The sequence below is a fragment of the Serratia sp. NCCP-200 genome (genome assembly GCF_059697885.1).
Genome location: NZ_BAAKUJ010000001.1, coordinates 578,928 through 594,700, shown reverse-complemented (window position 1 = coordinate 594,700; position 15,773 = coordinate 578,928). Strand labels below are relative to the sequence as shown.

14 protein-coding genes are annotated in these 15,773 nt (G+C 56.9%); 6 read left to right on the top strand and 8 right to left on the bottom strand.

Annotation, left to right across the window (positions count from 1 at the left end; genetic code table 11):
• The first annotated feature begins 47 nt into the window (after positions 1 to 47).
• A complete protein-coding gene (gene nrdB / locus AC6HVW_RS02740) occupies positions 48 to 1,178 on the top strand; it encodes a class Ia ribonucleoside-diphosphate reductase subunit beta (RefSeq protein WP_021805959.1) in 1,131 nt (376 codons plus the stop codon).
• Positions 1,179 to 1,439 carry a class I ribonucleotide reductase maintenance protein YfaE gene (yfaE, locus tag AC6HVW_RS02735; protein WP_021805960.1) on the top strand — a complete coding sequence of 87 codons (261 nt, stop codon included), beginning with the start codon at positions 1,179 to 1,181 and terminating at the stop codon, positions 1,437 to 1,439.
• Between the two features lie 272 nt (positions 1,440 to 1,711).
• On the opposite strand, the gene AC6HVW_RS02730 is transcribed toward yfaE, so the two are convergent.
• Together AC6HVW_RS02730 and AC6HVW_RS02725 are read right to left on the bottom strand one after the other, a co-directional pair.
• Positions 1,712 to 2,908 carry a nicotinamide mononucleotide deamidase-related protein YfaY gene (locus tag AC6HVW_RS02730; protein ID WP_071684027.1) on the bottom strand — a complete coding sequence of 399 codons (1,197 nt, stop codon included), beginning with the start codon at positions 2,906 to 2,908 and terminating at the stop codon, positions 1,712 to 1,714.
• A 123-nt stretch (positions 2,909 to 3,031) separates the two neighbouring features.
• Complete coding sequence (locus tag AC6HVW_RS02725; RefSeq protein WP_071684028.1) at positions 3,032 to 3,619, bottom strand: TetR/AcrR family transcriptional regulator; 588 nt, start codon at positions 3,617 to 3,619, stop codon at positions 3,032 to 3,034.
• A 136-nt stretch (positions 3,620 to 3,755) separates the two neighbouring features.
• On the opposite strand from AC6HVW_RS02725, the gene AC6HVW_RS02720 reads away from it, so the two are divergent.
• The 3 genes from AC6HVW_RS02720 (at position 3,756) to tyrP (ending at position 7,604) form a co-directional block, all read left to right on the top strand.
• A complete protein-coding gene (locus AC6HVW_RS02720; RefSeq protein WP_497569256.1) occupies positions 3,756 to 4,958 on the top strand; it encodes an MFS transporter in 1,203 nt (400 codons plus the stop codon).
• 42 nt (positions 4,959 to 5,000) lie between these two features.
• On the top strand, positions 5,001 to 6,224 hold the full coding sequence (locus AC6HVW_RS02715; RefSeq protein WP_186486764.1) for an MFS transporter: 1,224 nt from the start codon (positions 5,001 to 5,003) through the stop codon (positions 6,222 to 6,224).
• Positions 6,225 to 6,395: 171 nt separating this feature from the next.
• Positions 6,396 to 7,604, top strand: coding sequence for a tyrosine transporter TyrP (tyrP, locus tag AC6HVW_RS02710; RefSeq protein ID WP_021805972.1), 1,209 nt, complete (start codon positions 6,396 to 6,398; stop codon positions 7,602 to 7,604).
• A 51-nt stretch (positions 7,605 to 7,655) separates the two neighbouring features.
• Here tyrP and AC6HVW_RS02705 read toward each other — a convergent pair whose 3' ends face one another.
• Entirely contained in the window at positions 7,656 to 8,195 is a 540-nt protein-coding gene (locus AC6HVW_RS02705; protein WP_021178499.1) for a YfaZ family outer membrane protein, read from the bottom strand.
• A gap of 336 nt (positions 8,196 to 8,531) precedes the next feature.
• Between AC6HVW_RS02705 and katA the strand changes: the two genes are divergently transcribed.
• On the top strand, positions 8,532 to 9,968 hold the full coding sequence (gene katA, locus AC6HVW_RS02700; RefSeq protein WP_021178500.1) for a catalase KatA: 1,437 nt from the start codon (positions 8,532 to 8,534) through the stop codon (positions 9,966 to 9,968).
• Between the two features lie 56 nt (positions 9,969 to 10,024).
• On the opposite strand, the gene menE is transcribed toward katA, so the two are convergent.
• The 5 genes from menE to menD are packed head-to-tail and all read right to left on the bottom strand — an operon-like array spanning position 10,025 to position 15,680.
• Positions 10,025 to 11,407, bottom strand: a complete 1,383-nt coding sequence (gene menE / locus AC6HVW_RS02695) for an o-succinylbenzoate--CoA ligase (protein WP_137751182.1) — start codon at positions 11,405 to 11,407, stop codon at positions 10,025 to 10,027.
• The gene (gene menC, locus AC6HVW_RS02690) at positions 11,395 to 12,378 is read right to left on the bottom strand and encodes an o-succinylbenzoate synthase (protein ID WP_071684031.1); all 984 of its coding nucleotides are present in this window, start codon (positions 12,376 to 12,378) and stop codon (positions 11,395 to 11,397) included. The genes menE and menC overlap by 13 nt, the downstream gene beginning before the upstream one ends.
• Positions 12,378 to 13,235: a 1,4-dihydroxy-2-naphthoyl-CoA synthase gene (menB, locus tag AC6HVW_RS02685; RefSeq protein WP_021805976.1), complete on the bottom strand. Its 858-nt coding sequence runs from the start codon at positions 13,233 to 13,235 to the stop codon at positions 12,378 to 12,380. The genes menC and menB overlap by 1 nt, the downstream gene beginning before the upstream one ends.
• Positions 13,219 to 14,007 (bottom strand): 2-succinyl-6-hydroxy-2,4-cyclohexadiene-1-carboxylate synthase, encoded by a 789-nt coding sequence (gene menH, locus AC6HVW_RS02680; RefSeq protein ID WP_071684032.1) that lies wholly within the window; start codon positions 14,005 to 14,007, stop codon positions 13,219 to 13,221. Before menH ends, menB begins: the two co-directional genes overlap by 17 nt.
• Entirely contained in the window at positions 14,007 to 15,680 is a 1,674-nt protein-coding gene (gene menD / locus AC6HVW_RS02675; RefSeq protein WP_497569255.1) for a 2-succinyl-5-enolpyruvyl-6-hydroxy-3-cyclohexene-1-carboxylic-acid synthase, read from the bottom strand. Before menD ends, menH begins: the two co-directional genes overlap by 1 nt.
• Positions 15,681 to 15,773: the final 93 nt, after the last annotated feature.

Below are 15,773 nucleotides of genomic sequence, written 5' to 3'. Positions count from 1 at the left end.
CTTCCGGCCCCTTTAATTTTCAGCTCGGTACTAATGGATCCAAGCTCATGGCTTACACTACTTTTTCTCAAAACAAAAACAACCAGTTGCTTGAGCCGATGTTCTTCGGCCAGTCGGTCAACGTGGCGCGTTTCGACCAGCAAAAACATGAAATCTTCGAAAAGCTGATCGAAAAACAGCTCTCCTTCTTCTGGCGTCCGGAAGAGGTTGACGTCGCGCGCGATCGTATCGACTATCAAGCGCTGCCGGAACACGAGAAGCACATCTTCATCAGCAACCTGAAGTATCAGACGCTGCTGGACTCCATTCAGGGCCGTAGCCCTAACGTGGCATTTCTGCCGCTGATCTCCATTCCGGAGCTGGAAACCTGGGTCGAAACCTGGTCATTCTCAGAGACCATTCACTCGCGTTCCTACACCCATATCATTCGTAACATCGTTAACGATCCGTCGGTGGTGTTTGACGATATCGTCACCAACGAGGAGATCCTCAAGCGGGCAAAAGATATCTCCGGCTACTACGACGATCTGATCGAAATGACCAGTTACTATCATCTACTGGGTGAAGGCACGCATCAGGTCAATGGTAAAACGGTGACCGTTAACCTGCGCGCCATCAAAAAGCAGCTGTATCTGTGCCTGATGAGCGTCAACGCACTAGAGGCCATTCGTTTCTACGTTAGCTTCGCCTGTTCGTTTGCTTTCGCCGAGCGTGAGCTGATGGAAGGCAACGCCAAAATCATCAAGCTGATCGCCCGCGACGAAGCCCTGCACCTGACCGGTACGCAACATATCCTGAACCTGATGCGCTCAGGCGCCGATGACCCAGAGATGGCCGAAATCGCCGTGGAATGCCAGCAAGAGTGTTATGACCTGTTCGTCCTGGCGGCACAGCAAGAGAAAGAGTGGGCCGAATATCTGTTCCGTGACGGCTCCATGATTGGCCTGAACAAAGACATCCTGTGCCAGTATGTGGAATACATTACCAATATCCGCATGCAGGCCGTCGGCCTGGGTTCACCGTTCCCTACCCGCTCCAACCCAATCCCGTGGATCAACGCCTGGCTGGTGTCGGATAACGTGCAGGTGGCTCCGCAGGAAGTTGAAGTCAGCTCTTACCTGGTCGGCCAGATTGACTCTGAAGTCAACGCCGACGACCTGAGTGATTTCGAGCTGTAAGTGGCGGCACCAACCATCACGCTGCGTGCCACCGGTACGCAGCTCTCCTGCCCCGAAGGTGAGAAGTGCCTGCTCGACGTGCTGGAACTGCATGAGGTGGAGGTGGAATACCAATGCCGCTCCGGCTATTGCGGTGCCTGCCGAGTGAAATTACTGAAGGGTGAGGTCGCTTACCACCAGCAGCCGTTGGCATTTATCAATCACGGTGAGATCCTGCCCTGCTGCTGCATGCCCGCCATGGATATCGAGCTGGAAATCTAACTCAATAAAATAATCATCGATCACTGAATACCCTAAGAATTTCAAGTTGCAGCTAGGTGGTAAAGGTGTGAATCCCCAGGAGCTTACGTTTAGTAAGTGACTGGGATGAACACCCGTAGCCAACAACGCTGCAGCTTGAAAGGCGGCGGGTATCAATGCCGAAGACGAAAAATCTCAAGCACTCGCAAAGCGTGTAACAACACAATCCCACAGCGAATATCCCTTATATTATTATGATCCATAAGGGATATATCACCGCCATAAACTCGTTTCTACTCGATAATTTCCACAATTTCCAGCCAGCCGTTTTTGCCGCAAACCTGGCCGCCATTTAGCCAACGGCGCAGCATATCCATAGCCAGCATCGCGACCGACTCCTGACGTAAACGCAGGCCATGACGTGATGCACGATAGCTCACCGTCTGGCCAATACTGCCTTTTGGCGTATGCAGAGCAACGCTGACACGATCCCCTGCCATGGCGCTAACCGCCAACGCCAGCTGCGCGCCGGTGAGCTGCGCCAAAGACTGGGCTCGCGCCAGCACCGTTGCCAACGTTTCGGAGCAATGCGCCGGTAACAGTTCGCCACCGGCTAGCGGGGCCGCTTCGCTCTGCAACTGCAGGTTGATTAGGCCGGCGGTAAATTGCTCGCTCAGCGCCAGCGTCAAGTTCTGCTGCTGTAAGCGTTGCGTCAGCTCTGCCGGTAGCCCAGCCGTACCTTCAAAAATCGTATTGTCACCCGCAACCTGCCGCACTCTCTGCCAGGCTTGTTCCATCGCGGCACGCTGAGCCTGTGGGCCAGTCAATTTCAGTTCAATAATCGGGCTGGAAGAGCGATAGCCCAGTACGACACCCGGCGGCAAAGGCATGCCGTCCAATTCAGCAGCCAAGTCGCTTTCCGACGTCCCGAAGGTGGTAAGACGAAGACACAACGGCGGCTCAGGTAAAGTAAAGCCTTGGCGCAGGCGTGGCAGGATCTGCTCTTCTACCATCACTTTAAATTCGGAAGGCACACCCGGCGTAAAGAACATCCGGCACTTATTCAACGTTAAGGCAAAGCCGCAGGCGGTACCTACACGGTTATCCAGCATTTCCGCATTAGCCGGGATCTGCGCCTGTTTACGGTTTGAAGCCGCCATCGGACGGCCGCGCTCCGCAAAGTAGGCTTCCATACGGGCGATCCATTCGGGATGTTCGACCAATTCAGTACCGCAAGCCTTTGCTGCCGCCAACGCGCTGAGGTCGTCGCTGGTTGGCCCCAGACCGCCGTTGACGATCAGCACGTCGGCGATATGGCTGCGTTCCTGTAGAATTTCGATCAGAGAGGAGAGGCTATCCCCCACCGTTTCGCGCCCGCTCATCGGTAAGCCTTGCTGGAACAGGTAATCTGCCAGCCAGGCAGCATTGGTATCAATAATTTGCCCATGCAGCACCTCATCACCGGTACTGAGCATCTCCACCCTTAACATTGATCTCTCCCTTTATGTTCAGATCCCTCCACTATAGAAGCCCGTAAACAACTTTTCACCAAATAGCTGCGGCTAATAGTGCTACAGGCAGGGGGAGCAGTATGAACAGGGAGTTTCGTTAACTTATGATTTGGTCAACAATCCTCGCAGCAATAGTTCCAGCGCGGCAACACTTCCCGCCAGCCGCGTATTGCCGTCATCACCGTCCGCGATCCAGAACGCAGCCTCAGCCAAGCTACCGTAGATCAGCGATGCTAGCGCCTGGGGATCGACCTTAGCGACGATACCTTGTTGGATAAGGTTGTCTATCAGCCGCCGCATCGACTCAACACAATGGCGTTGCGAGTCCGGCGAAGCTCCGCCCAGCACCGCCCTGGCGTCGCGAAGCACGATGCGCTGGAATTCCGGCTCCAGCGCCATATCCAGATAGGCACGACAACGGCGGAGGAAACCTTCCCACGCATCTTCGGCGGTGTCGGAGATGAGTTGTAGGCGCGCATCCATCTCGGCGTCGATTTGTTCCACCACTGCCGTCAGCAACCCTTTCTTGTCACCAAAGTGATGATAAAGCGCGCCACGGGTCAAGCCCGCCTGCGCGGTGAGTTCATCCATCGAGGTCTCGGCGTAGCCGTGCTCTCTGAAGACGTTACGGGCAGTTACCAACAATGTGGCACGGGTTTCTTCCATTTCTGCGCGGGTGCGGCGAGCCATTGATGTTCCCCTTTAGATACGTTACGTATGTTTATTTACATACACTTCGTATGAATATACACTCCTTTTCATACGTTCCGTATGTATTATCACCGCGCTATGCCACTAAGGCAAGCGACGCCCCCTGGAGACTGAGATGGCTAACCCTTATAGAGAACTGTTCACCGCTCCCGGCACCAAGAGCTTAGCTCTGGCCGGACTGCTGGCACGGCTCCCGCTGTCGATGACTGGCATCGGCATCATCACCATGTTGTCACAGCTGCGTGGCAGCTTCGCTCTGGCCGGTGCCGTATCCGCCACCTTCGTGCTGGCCTACGCTCTGCTATCGCCACAGATATCTCGCTTGATGGATCGCCACGGACAGAGCCGAGTACTGCCAGCTGCGACGGCCATCAGCGTCATCGGGATACTGCTTCTACTCGCCAGTTCCTGGTGGCTGGCACCCAACTGGACTTTGTTCGCAGGTGCCTTACTGGCCGGTTTTATGCCCAGCATGTCGGCGGTAGCGCGGGCACGCTGGACAGCTATCTACCAGGGCCAACCGCGCTTGCAGACGGCCTATTCGCTTGAGACAGTGCTCGATGAAGTCACCTTCATCACCGGGCCGCCGCTGTCAGTTGGCCTGTCCGTAGCGCTATTTCCACAAGCTGGCCCATTAGCGGCGGCGATACTTCTCACCATAGGAGTGCTGGCCCTTATCGCACAGCGCAGCACCGAACCGTTGGTCAAAAAACATGACGCTACTTCGGGCCTGCCAGGATCTGTCATCAAACTGACGAGCGTGCGATTGCTGGCACTGCTGATGATGGCGATGGGTATCATCGTCGGCACTGTTGATATCGTCAGCGTGGCCTTCGCCGAGCAACTGGGGCAACCAGCGGCGGCCAGTCTGGTTCTATCTGCCTATGCCGTAGGATCATGCCTGTCAGGTCTGCTGTTTGGCGCACTCAAGTTACCTATCCCATTATCCCGCCTGCTGTTGCTGGGTGGGCTGGCGACAGCTGTGACAACGCTGCCCCTGCTGCTGGCAGGCAACATTGCCACATTAGCCACTGTGGTGTTCGTAGCAGGTCTGTTTTTCGCGCCAACGATGATCGTGGCAATGTCGCTTATCGAACGCCAGGTACCAAAGCGCCAATTGACGGAAGGCATGACCTGGCTGCTGGCCGCTCTAAATGTCGGGGTTGCGCTGGGAGCAGCCGTATCCGGCCAGGTAGTGAATGAAAGCGGTGCGCGTGCTGGATTTGTTATAGCCCTGTGCGCGGGCGCTTTGGTGCTGTTGGTCGCTCTTTGGGGGAGTCAGCGCCTGCGTGACTCATCCGTACCAAATGCCGCGTGATATGGGCACTACCTGTTTTCCCTACTCACAAGGAGCTTAACTATGGATAAATCTTCAAGTACTGCGCCTCAAACGTCTACCCGACACCAATGGTTGGCCGTCACCGCCATAGGTCTTGCCACCTTTTCGGTGGTCACGACGGAAATGCTACCGGTCGGCCTGCTGACACCGATTGCCGACACTCTGGAGACATCCACTGGCACTGCAGGCCAGATGATCTCGCTGCCAGCAGTGCTGGCGGCCTTGTTCGCGCCGCTGGTGGTGATTGCATCTGGTGGTATGGATCGGCGCAGGATCCTGTGCGGATTACTGGGCCTACTGGCTATCGCCAACATTGTATCGGCATTGGCGCCGAACATGGCTTGGATGCTGGCTGCTCGTGTTCTCGTCGGCTTTTGTATGGGGGGAGTCTTGGCTATCGCAGGTGGCTTGGCTTCCCGGCTTGTTCCTGATAACTCCATCGGATTGGCAACCTCCATTATCTTTGGTGGTGTAGCGGCCGCTTCTGTATTTGGGGTTCCACTCGGAGCGCTGGTCGGTGACTTTGTGGGGTGGCGCTGGGCTTTTGGCAGTATGGCGTTGCTTAGCGTGTCGGTGTTGGTTTTGCATCTTGCCGTCGTTCCTGCACTCCCCGTTGCCAGTTCGGCTACCCTACGCCAGTTCGGCAAACAACTCGGTAATCGGAAGCTGCAAGTCGGGTTATTTCTGACGTTACTGCTGGTAGCCAGCCACTTCATGGTCTTTACCTTCGTGCGCCCGTTACTGCTGTCAGTACCGAGATTCGATACGCAATGGATTAGCGCGCTGCTTTTCGCCTACGGCTTTGCAGGCATTGTTGGCAACTTCTTGGCAGGTATCATCGCGGCGCGGTGCACGACCCTGACCTTGATAGCGGTCTCGATGGGCCTACTGCTCACTCCGGTGCTATTCCTGACCATTGGTGACTCCTACATCAGCGGTGGAGTGGTACTGCTAGTTTGGGGGCTGGCCTATGGCGGTGTATCAGTCGGTCTAATGACATGGACAATGAAAGTCGCACCGCGAGCCGTAGAGATTGCTACCGCACTGTATGTGGGCGTATTCAATATCGGCATTGCATTGGGGGCATGGGCAGGTGGCCAAGTTGTGGATGAACTTGGCATGACCGCCAACCTCTGGCTGGCCGGAGGCATCGCCGCCATCGCCTTACTGCTGTCTTTCGGTATCAGTCTGGCGGAACACAGAAGCGAAGCGACAAAGCAGCGGGCTGGCTCGCTAATGAACTGACTGGACAGAGAGCCCCCTTCTGATACCGCCGCGGCCTCACTCACAATCGTAAACATAAATGTACATCAGACGTAACGTCGGTTTGACACAAAATCGGCAATCAACTATTCTGCCGCACTAAAAATAGGGCTCCCAAAAACGCCCCTAAATTATCCAATAGCAGAGAAAAACGTGAAGAATCGCACGCTGGGCAGTGTTTTTATTGTGGCAGGCACCACCATTGGTGCAGGGATGCTGGCTATGCCCCTGGCGGCAGCGGGCGTAGGTTTTGGCGTAACGCTGGCACTGCTGGTCGGGCTGTGGTTATTAATGTGCTATACCGCGCTGTTGCTGGTCGAAGTTTATCAGCATGAGCAGGCGGACACCGGTCTGGGAACGCTGGCCAAACGTTATCTGGGCGGCGGTGGTCAGTGGCTTACCAGTTTCAGCATGATGTTCTTGATGTATGCGCTGACCGCGGCCTATATCAGCGGCGCTGGCGAACTGCTGGCTGTCAGCATCAGCCAGTGGACGTCTCAGGACTTCCCGACTTACCTCGGCGTGCTGCTGTTCACCCTGGTCGCAGGGGGGATCGTCTGCATCGGCACCCATTCGGTGGATCTGTTCAACCGTATTCTGTTTACCGCCAAGTCGATTTTCCTGATCGTCATGCTTGGCCTGATGATGCCGCACATCCAGCAAACCAACCTGCTGACGCTCCCGCTGGAACAAGGGCTGGCGCTCTCGGCCATCCCGGTGATCTTCACTTCGTTTGGTTTCCACGGCAGCGTACCCAGCATCGTCAACTATATGGGCGGTAACATCCGCAAGCTGCGTTGGATCTTTATCATCGGCAGTGCCATCCCGTTAGTGGCTTATATCTTCTGGCAGTTGGCGACGCTGGGCAGCATCAGTTCCACCACCTTTGTCGGCATTCTGGCACAACAGGCCGGGCTGAACGGTTTACTGCAAGCGGTGCGTGACGTGGTTGCGTCGCCTCATGTCGAGCTGGCGGTACACCTGTTTGCCGATTTGGCGCTGGCAACCTCGTTCCTGGGGGTTTCACTCGGGTTGTTCGACTTCCTGGCCGATCTGTTCAAACGCCAGGATAACGTGCGGGGCCGTTTGCAGACCGGTGCCATCACCTTCCTGCCGCCATTGGCATTTGCGCTGTTCTATCCACGCGGTTTTGTGCTGGCACTTGGGTTTGCGGCGATTGCGCTATCCGTACTCGCCCTGCTGCTACCTTCATTGCTGGTCTGGAAAACTCGTCGGCGGCATCAGGCCAGCTATCGAGTCTGGGGCGGAACGCCAGCGTTGGCGTTGGTGTTTGTCTGTGGGGTGGCGGTGATCGCCATTCAGATCAGCATCGCCAGCGGTCTGTTACCGGCCATCGGCTAACAGAAAAAAATGGGCGCAGCATATGCGGCGCCCGTTTAATAGCAGGTAGTATTAGAAGCCCACGCCCACACCGATATAAGGGCCATCGGCTATCGCGTTGTCGCGGTTGCCGTCTTTACCTTCGATGTTGATGTAACGATAACCGACATCCACATTGAACGGACGCACGTTTAAGCGCACCCCGCCATTAGCTTCGTTGTAGGCTTTTGCCCCGCTGGTCAAAGACTCCGGCGCAAAATAGCCTTCGCCATACAGGCTGAGATAGCGGTTGAGATCCCATTGCAGACCGCCTCCTAATGCCAATGCCCCACCATCTTTGCCATCTTTCGGGCTAAGATAAATGGCCTTGCCGCCCACGGTGGCCGTCAAAGGCCCAACCGGCAGGCCGAAGCTCAGCCCCAGGCTCCCGATGTCACCATCATGATCGCTACGGATCCAGTTGCCGTTGATCCCCAGGCCCGCTGTTGTGCCCCCCAAGCCGACGCCCAGGTTGGTGTAATGTTCCCCTGCCTCACCGCTCACGCTGATCGCATTGGCAGAGCCAGCCACAAACAGCAAACCTGCTGCGCACGCGACTAAAGTTTTGTTCATTATTGATCCTTTTCATTCTTCATCATCAAGGAGTGATGATGTCTGGCACCGTAAAAAATACGCGGGTAAGTGTAACTGAATTGTCATCAATTCCCGGCTAATTTAAAGCAATAAGCCGTTAATTTTTCAATAAACTGTAAACAAATACCAATCAGTTACCCCAAAATTACAACGATAAGCGCTACCTATTTGCCGAGGACTGAGAATAAGTCTACAACTAGTAGTGCCTTTGATGGAGGTCAGCAGGGCTGGCCTTTTCATTAGTTAATATGATGAAGATCTGCAGCACCCGACACTGAGCTATCAACTTAACTGCAACACAGTAAGGAGCAATTGATGAGCAAGAAAGGATTAACTACCGCGGCTGGCGCGCCCGTTGTTGATAATAATAACGTGATCACCGCCGGTAAGCGCGGCCCGATGCTACTTCAAGACGTTTGGTTCCTGGAAAAACTGGCCCACTTTGACCGCGAAGTGATCCCAGAGCGTCGTATGCATGCCAAGGGGTCTGGAGCTTACGGCACCTTTACCGTAACCCACGATATAACCAAGTACACCCGCGCAAAAATCTTTTCTGAGATTGGTAAGCAAACCGAGATGTTCGTCCGCTTCTCTACCGTTGCCGGTGAGCGCGGGGCTGCCGACGCCGAACGTGATATCCGCGGCTTTGCCATGAAATTCTATACCGAGGAAGGTAACTGGGATCTGGTCGGTAACGATACCCCGGTGTTCTACCTGCGCGATCCACTGAAATTCCCAGACCTGAACCACGTGGTAAAACGCGATCCGCACACCAACCTGCGCAATCCGGTATATAAATGGGACTTCTTCTCCCATCTGCCTGAGTCACTGCACCAGTTGACCATCGACTTCAGCGACCGTGGCCTGCCTAAATCCTACCGTCATATGCACGGTTTCGGCAGCCACACCTTCAGCTTTATCAATGCTAATAACGAGCGTTTCTGGGTCAAGTTCCACTTCCGCTGTGAGCAAGGCATCGAAAACCTGATGGACGATGAAGCAGAAGCCATCATCGCCAAAGATCGTGAAAGTTCGCAGCGCGATCTGTTCGATTCCATCAAGAACGGTGACTTCCCGCGCTGGAAACTGCAAATCCAGATCATGCCAGAGCATGAAGCGTCACAAACCCCGTATAACCCGTTTGACCTGACCAAAGTCTGGCCGCACGGCGACTACCCGCTGATCGATGTCGGCTTCTTCGAACTGAACCGCAACCCGGATAACTACTTCTCCGAAGTAGAACAAGTGGCCATGAACCCAGCCAACGTGGTGCCTGGCGTCAGCTTCTCCCCGGATAAAATGTTGCAGGGCCGTCTGTTCTCCTATGGCGATGCGCACCGCTACCGCCTGGGCGTCAACCATCACCAAATCCCGGTCAACGGTGCCAAATGTCCGTTCCATAACTACCATCGCGATGGGGCGATGCGTGTAGATGGTAACAGCGGCAATGGCGCAACCTATGAGCCAAACAGTTTTGGGGTGTTCCAGGAGCAGCCAGATTTCAGCGAACCACCATTGAGCATCGAAGGTGCCGCCGATCACTGGAATCATCGTGAAGACGACGATTACTACAGCCAACCGCGCGCGCTGTTCAATCTGCTGAGTGCCGAGGAGCACCAACGTATGTTCACCCGTATCGCCGGTGAACTGTCGCAGGTGCCAGAACAGATCCAACGCCGTCAGGTTGAGTTGTTCACCAAAGTACATCCCGATTACGGCAGCGGCGTAGCCAAGGCCTTGGGCCTGAAATAATTTTTTACACCAATAGCAAGGCCGCCCTCGGGCGGCCTTTTTCGCAACGCTACAGGTTATGCCTGCAGTTGGCTACTCGCCCACTGTTGTAGACGACGGCGCGAAATCTTGATGCCGCCGTTTTTTAACTCGTCGGGCAACGCCAATGCGGCAATCGGCCGCTGGAAGTTCGCCAGCCGGTCCTGCGCCCAAAGCATTAACCCTTCCAGCGTCAACTCGCCTTCCAGATCGACCACCGCTACCGGACGTTGGCCAAACTCCGCATCGTCAATCGGCACGATAAACACCTGCAACACCTGTGGATGCGCGGCAAAAACACGTTCCACATCTTCCGGCTGAACGCCTTCCCCGCCGCTGAAGAACAGGTTATCCAGCCGGCCAATAATACGCAGTTCACCCTGCTCCATCGCGCCACGATCGCGGGTATGGAACCATCCTTGATCGTCGGTAATAGGTACTAGCCCGCCCCGCAGCCAATAACCCAGTGCCAGGCTGGTGGAGCGGATCCAGACTTCCTGATCCACCAGGCGTATTTCACGGCCTGGTAAAGGTGCCCCAACGCCGGGCAGCTCGTCGGCACGCTTGGCGCAAACCGTTGAAGCCAGCTCCGTCAAACCATAGCCGCACCAGCAGTGGATCCCTACCGCCTCGGCCTGCTGGGTGAGTGACACCGGGATCATCGCCCCGCCGAGCAACACTTCTTTTAGCGCATGCTTGGCCATCGGTTCAGACAGCAGGCGCCAAAGTTGAGTGGGCACCAGCGAAGCATGGGTGCATCCCGCCAGCGCATCGGCCAAAGGTTGCATTTCACGCACCACAAGCTGTGCCCCCACCGCCAGCCAGCGCCAGATAATACCCTGACCAGACACGTGAAACAGCGGCAGCGAGAGCAGCCAGCTATCCTGTGGCTGAAACTCCAGCAGTTGCAACACGCCATCAGCACTGGCAAGGTGGCCGGCATAGCTATGGGCGGCGGCTTTTGGCAAGCCGCTGGAGCCGGAAGTCAGCGTCAACGTTGCCAGTCTTTGTTCATCCCACGGCAGCAGCTGCAAGTGGCACTCATCAACGCCCGGCGGCGACAAGACGATCGCCCCAGGGGGCAACTCAGGCAAGCCATCCGGGCTGAAAGCAAAATCGATATCCAGATCCGGCAGCAAAGCCGCCAGCATCGGCGCCGGCAGCGTCGGATTGAGCGGCAGCAGGCGCGCACCACACTGCAAGAGCGCCAGATAGGCCAACAGCAGCGGATAGCTGTTTTTCCCACACAGCAGCACGCCGCTACCGGGTAATACGCCCTGGCGCTGAAAGTCGGCAGCCAGCACTTCTACCTGCCGTTGCAACATCAGCCAACTGACCGGCTGTTGTTCAAAGATCACCGCGGTCGCCTGCGGGCGCTGTTTGGCCCAATGCCGCCACGGCCAATCACTCAACTGCGCCATACACACTCCAAGGTATCAATGCCCAATAACGGCAAGGTGCTCTCTGGCCAGCTGCGTATCAACTGGGCCTGCATCAGGTTCAACGTATCCAAACCTGGCACCGTTTGCGGCGTCAGCCAATGCGCGATGCGCGCCAGCTGCGTCAACCCCAGACTGGACTCAATGCTGGAACTGATCACCGCCACCAATCCGGCCTGATGCGCCTGCATGACCAGTTCACGGCAGCGGGCCAGGCTCCCCACCAAGGTCGGCTTGATCACAATCGCTGCCACGCCCGGCTCGGCCTGCACGACAAAATCGGCTTCACGCACGCTTTCATCCCAGGCGATGGCAATACCGGTTGCCTGGGCAAACTCACGGGATTCGTCACGGGTTTTGCAGGGCTCTTCCAGAAACGCGATGCGATCGCGCCACGCTGGGTTAACGTATTTGGCAAAGCCGTCCGCTTTGGCCCGGCTCCAACTGCGGTTGGCATCGAGCCTTAGCTTGAGGTCAGGTAAGGCTTCCAACAGGACATTGACGACCATGCCATCCCGCACCGCCTCATACATCCCCACCTTCACCTTGGCCACTTTCTCCCCCGGCAGCGCGGCCAACAGGTCGAACAGCTCGTCCGGATCGCCAGTGCACAGCGGCGCCTTGCGATAATCGGCCTGCATTGGCAATTGCCCAGCCAGTTCTGCGAGGGCACAACTGGTGCCGAAAGCCACCGACGGCAACTCGCTTTCCGCAGGCAGTTCACCCGCAGCCCAAGCCTGCACCCAGGCCAAGGTAGCCTGCTGCGCCTGCTCGAGTGTCTCCTGGCTGAACTCCGGTAAGGGGGCTATTTCCCCCCATCCTTGCTGCCCATCCTGTTGCAGGTGGATCAGCAAGCCATCTCGGGTTTTCAGCCGCTGATTGCGCAGCACCACGCCCGCCTCCATCGGCAGGCTATAGCGATAGATCGCAGCAACACGGGTTAGTGCCGTCATTACGGGTTACGCTTGAATTTGCTGAAGTCAGGCTGGCGTTTTTCGATAAATGCGTTGCGCCCTTCCTGACCTTCATCGGTCATATAGAACAACATGGTGGCGTTACCCGCCAGCTCTTGCAGCCCGGCCTGACCATCGCAGTCGGCGTTCAGTGCGGCCTTCAGGCAGCGTAGGGCCATTGGGCTGTTCTGCAACATTTCACGGCACCAGCGCACGGTCTCTTTTTCCAGATCGGCCAACGGCACCACGGTATTCACCAGGCCCATATCCAGCGCCGCAGCGGCGTCGTATTGGCGGCACAGGAACCAGATCTCACGGGCCTTCTTCTGGCCGACGATACGCGCCATGTAGGATGCGCCCCAGCCGCCGTCAAAGGAACCGACTTTCGGCCCGGTCTGGCCAAAGATGGCGTTATCGGCCGCAATGGTCAGATCGCACATCATATGCAGCACGTGACCGCCGCCGATGGAGTATCCGGCCACCATCGCCACTACCGGTTTAGGGCAGGTGCGGATCTGGCGTTGGAAGTCCAGCACGTTCAGGTGGTGCACGCCGCTGTCATCACGATAGCCGCCGTAGTCACCGCGCACTTTCTGATCGCCACCGGAACAGAAGGCTTTATCCCCGGCACCGGTAAGAATGATGGTGCCGATACCGTCGTCATAGCGCGCGTTCGACATCGCCTCGATCATTTCCTTCACCGTGTGCGGGCGGAAGGCGTTACGCACCTGCGGGCGGTTGATGGTGATTTTGGCAATGCCATCGCTGGACTTGTGGTACAGGATGTCTTCGAAATCACCCGAGCAGTCCTGCCAGTCGATCGCGGCGTACAGTTGTTCTTCATTGGGATACAGCATGTTTGGTTCCTTTTTTAGCAAGAAATGCATCGAGCGCGGCGGCAAAATCTGCCGGATTGGCCAGATGAGCGTTATGACCCGCTTCTGGCACGATTTGCAATGGCAAACCGGCATCACGCGCCAACGCCTGAAATTTGTGATCGTCAGCACCGCATAACACCATCACTGGCAGTGCCAACTGTTGTAACTGTGGCACCAGCCAAGGTTGCCGCCCGAGAGACGTCGCCTCCAGCATATCGGCAATGGCCGGGCCATGATTATCTGCACGGGCGGCGATCAGCGCCTCGCGGTGTACCGGGCTGAGGTTGGCAAAGACCGGTTGGAGATACCAATCGGCCAATACCGTTTTGATGCGTTCGGTGCGGAAACGCTTCGCCCAGGCGGCATCATGGGCACGCCGCTGGGCACGTAAATCCTCGTTCTCCAACCCTGGATTACCGCCTTCGATCACAATACCTTGTAGCCCTTGCGCTTCTCCGCAGCAAGCATGGTACATGGCGATGCGCCCACCGAGTGAATAGCCCACCAGCCAGTAACGCTCAATATTATGCTGCTGCAGCGTGGCAGTGATTTGCCTGCTGACGTCGGCAAAGTCCAGGCAGGATTGATCGGCAGAATCGCCATGGCCGGGTAAATCAATCGCCAGCGAGGGCCACTGTTCGCAACGCGAGGCGATCACCCGCCACTCATTGTTGTTCCCTAGTAGACCATGCAGCCAGATCAACCATGGCCGCTGGCTTTCGCCTTGTTGTAGCACGCGGGAAGCCAGCATCAGTTTGCCCCCATTCTTTGTACCAGATGTTGCAAGGTTTCTGCGCCATCGCTCGGCGGCACCTGCAACTCAATCAGCGTGGCTCCGCTGTGACGCCAGGCTTTTTCCACTGCCTGCTGCAACTGCCCCCAGTTTTCCGGACAAGCATAATCAAGCTGGAACATGGCTGCCGCCTGGCTGAACTCCACGTCCTGCGGCATACAGTAAAACCGCTGGCGCTCAGGTTCCGGCGTTGGCAACAGAGAGAAAATCTGCCCGCCATTGTTGTTCACCACGATCAGCACCGTGGGCGCTGAACATTGGCGCAACAGTGCCAGAGCGTTCAAATCGTATAGCGCGGAGAGATCGCCTACCACGGCCAACGTCGGCTTGGCTGTAGCACGCTGAACCCCAGCTGCGGTGGAGATTAAGCCGTCGATACCGCTGGCCCCGCGGTTGCTGAACACCGGATAACCGGCAGGCAACTGGGTTAAGGCATCTATCAGGCGCACAATCAGGCTATTGCCGAGAAACAGCTGGCCGTTCTCCGGCAACAGCTCAGGCAGGCGATGGGCCAGTTGCGCCTCACCAAACCGGTTAACCAGGTATTGCGAAGTCGCATCGAGGGCATCATCCGCCAACGCGGACAGATCGCCAGCCCAAGGTGAGCGAGGTTGCGCCGGATGCAGATCGAGCCACTCGCCAACGGTAGAACGAATACGGCGGCCACGATGATGCGCAGGATCGAGGCGCCCAGGCAGATCGTCGATCAGCCAGAACTCCTCCGGCTGGCAGCGCTCCTGCCACTGTAGCAGGCGTTTGCCCGTCAGGCTGCTGCCAAACTGCACCACCACCTGCGCACTGGCCAACAGATCGCGAGCCTGTGGGTTCGCCAACCATAAGTCGGCACAGGGCAGCGGTTGCCCCGTTTGCGAGAGGGCATCGCCGATCAGCGGCCAACCGAGCATGTCCGCCCATTCAGCCAGTTGCACGCCATCTTCCGCCCCCATCCTGCCTGCGATAATCACACCGCGCTTCTGCCGCCAGAAAAACCAGTCCGGCTGCTTGATAACCTGATGGGGATCCATTTCACGCAGCCAAGGGTGCGTATCCTGCCACCAGTCCCCTAGCTCCGCCGACCACTGCTCATACTGCTGTTCATCTCCGCCATATAACGGCTCCGCAAACGGGCAGTTGATATGCAGAGCACCGTGCCGCAGACGCGCCATCGCGCTGTCCAGGGTAGACACCAGCCAGCGAGCCGGAATATCCGGGCTTGGGCGTGGCAGATCGATGTTCAAGGTAGGGTGGCTCGAGTAGAGGCCGTTTTGGCGGATCGCCTGATTGGCACCGCAGTTAATCAACTCCGGCGGGCGATCGGCGGTGAGAAACACCAGCCGCTCCCCAGTTAGCCCGGCTTCGATCAGGGCAGGATAAAGATTTGCCGCCGCGGTACCCGAGGTGACGATCACCGCCACCGGCTCACGCGTGGCCTTTGCCAGGCCCAGCGCTAAATGGCCCAGGCCCCGCTCATCGAAATGAGTATGACAGACAAAAGCGCGGTTCGCGGCAGCGGCCAGAGTCAGAGGCGTTGAGCGCGATCCCGGAGCGATACAGACATGCCGCACTCCATGGCGGACCAGCGTTTCCAACAACAACGCCGCCCACCGGCGATTAAAAACACTTGTCGACATATTTCGCTCATCAGTAGTAAACAGAGGTTACGCGCCGAAGCCTACCCAAACGAGGTAGCGAACCGGGGATCATAACTCTGAATTATATAAGTA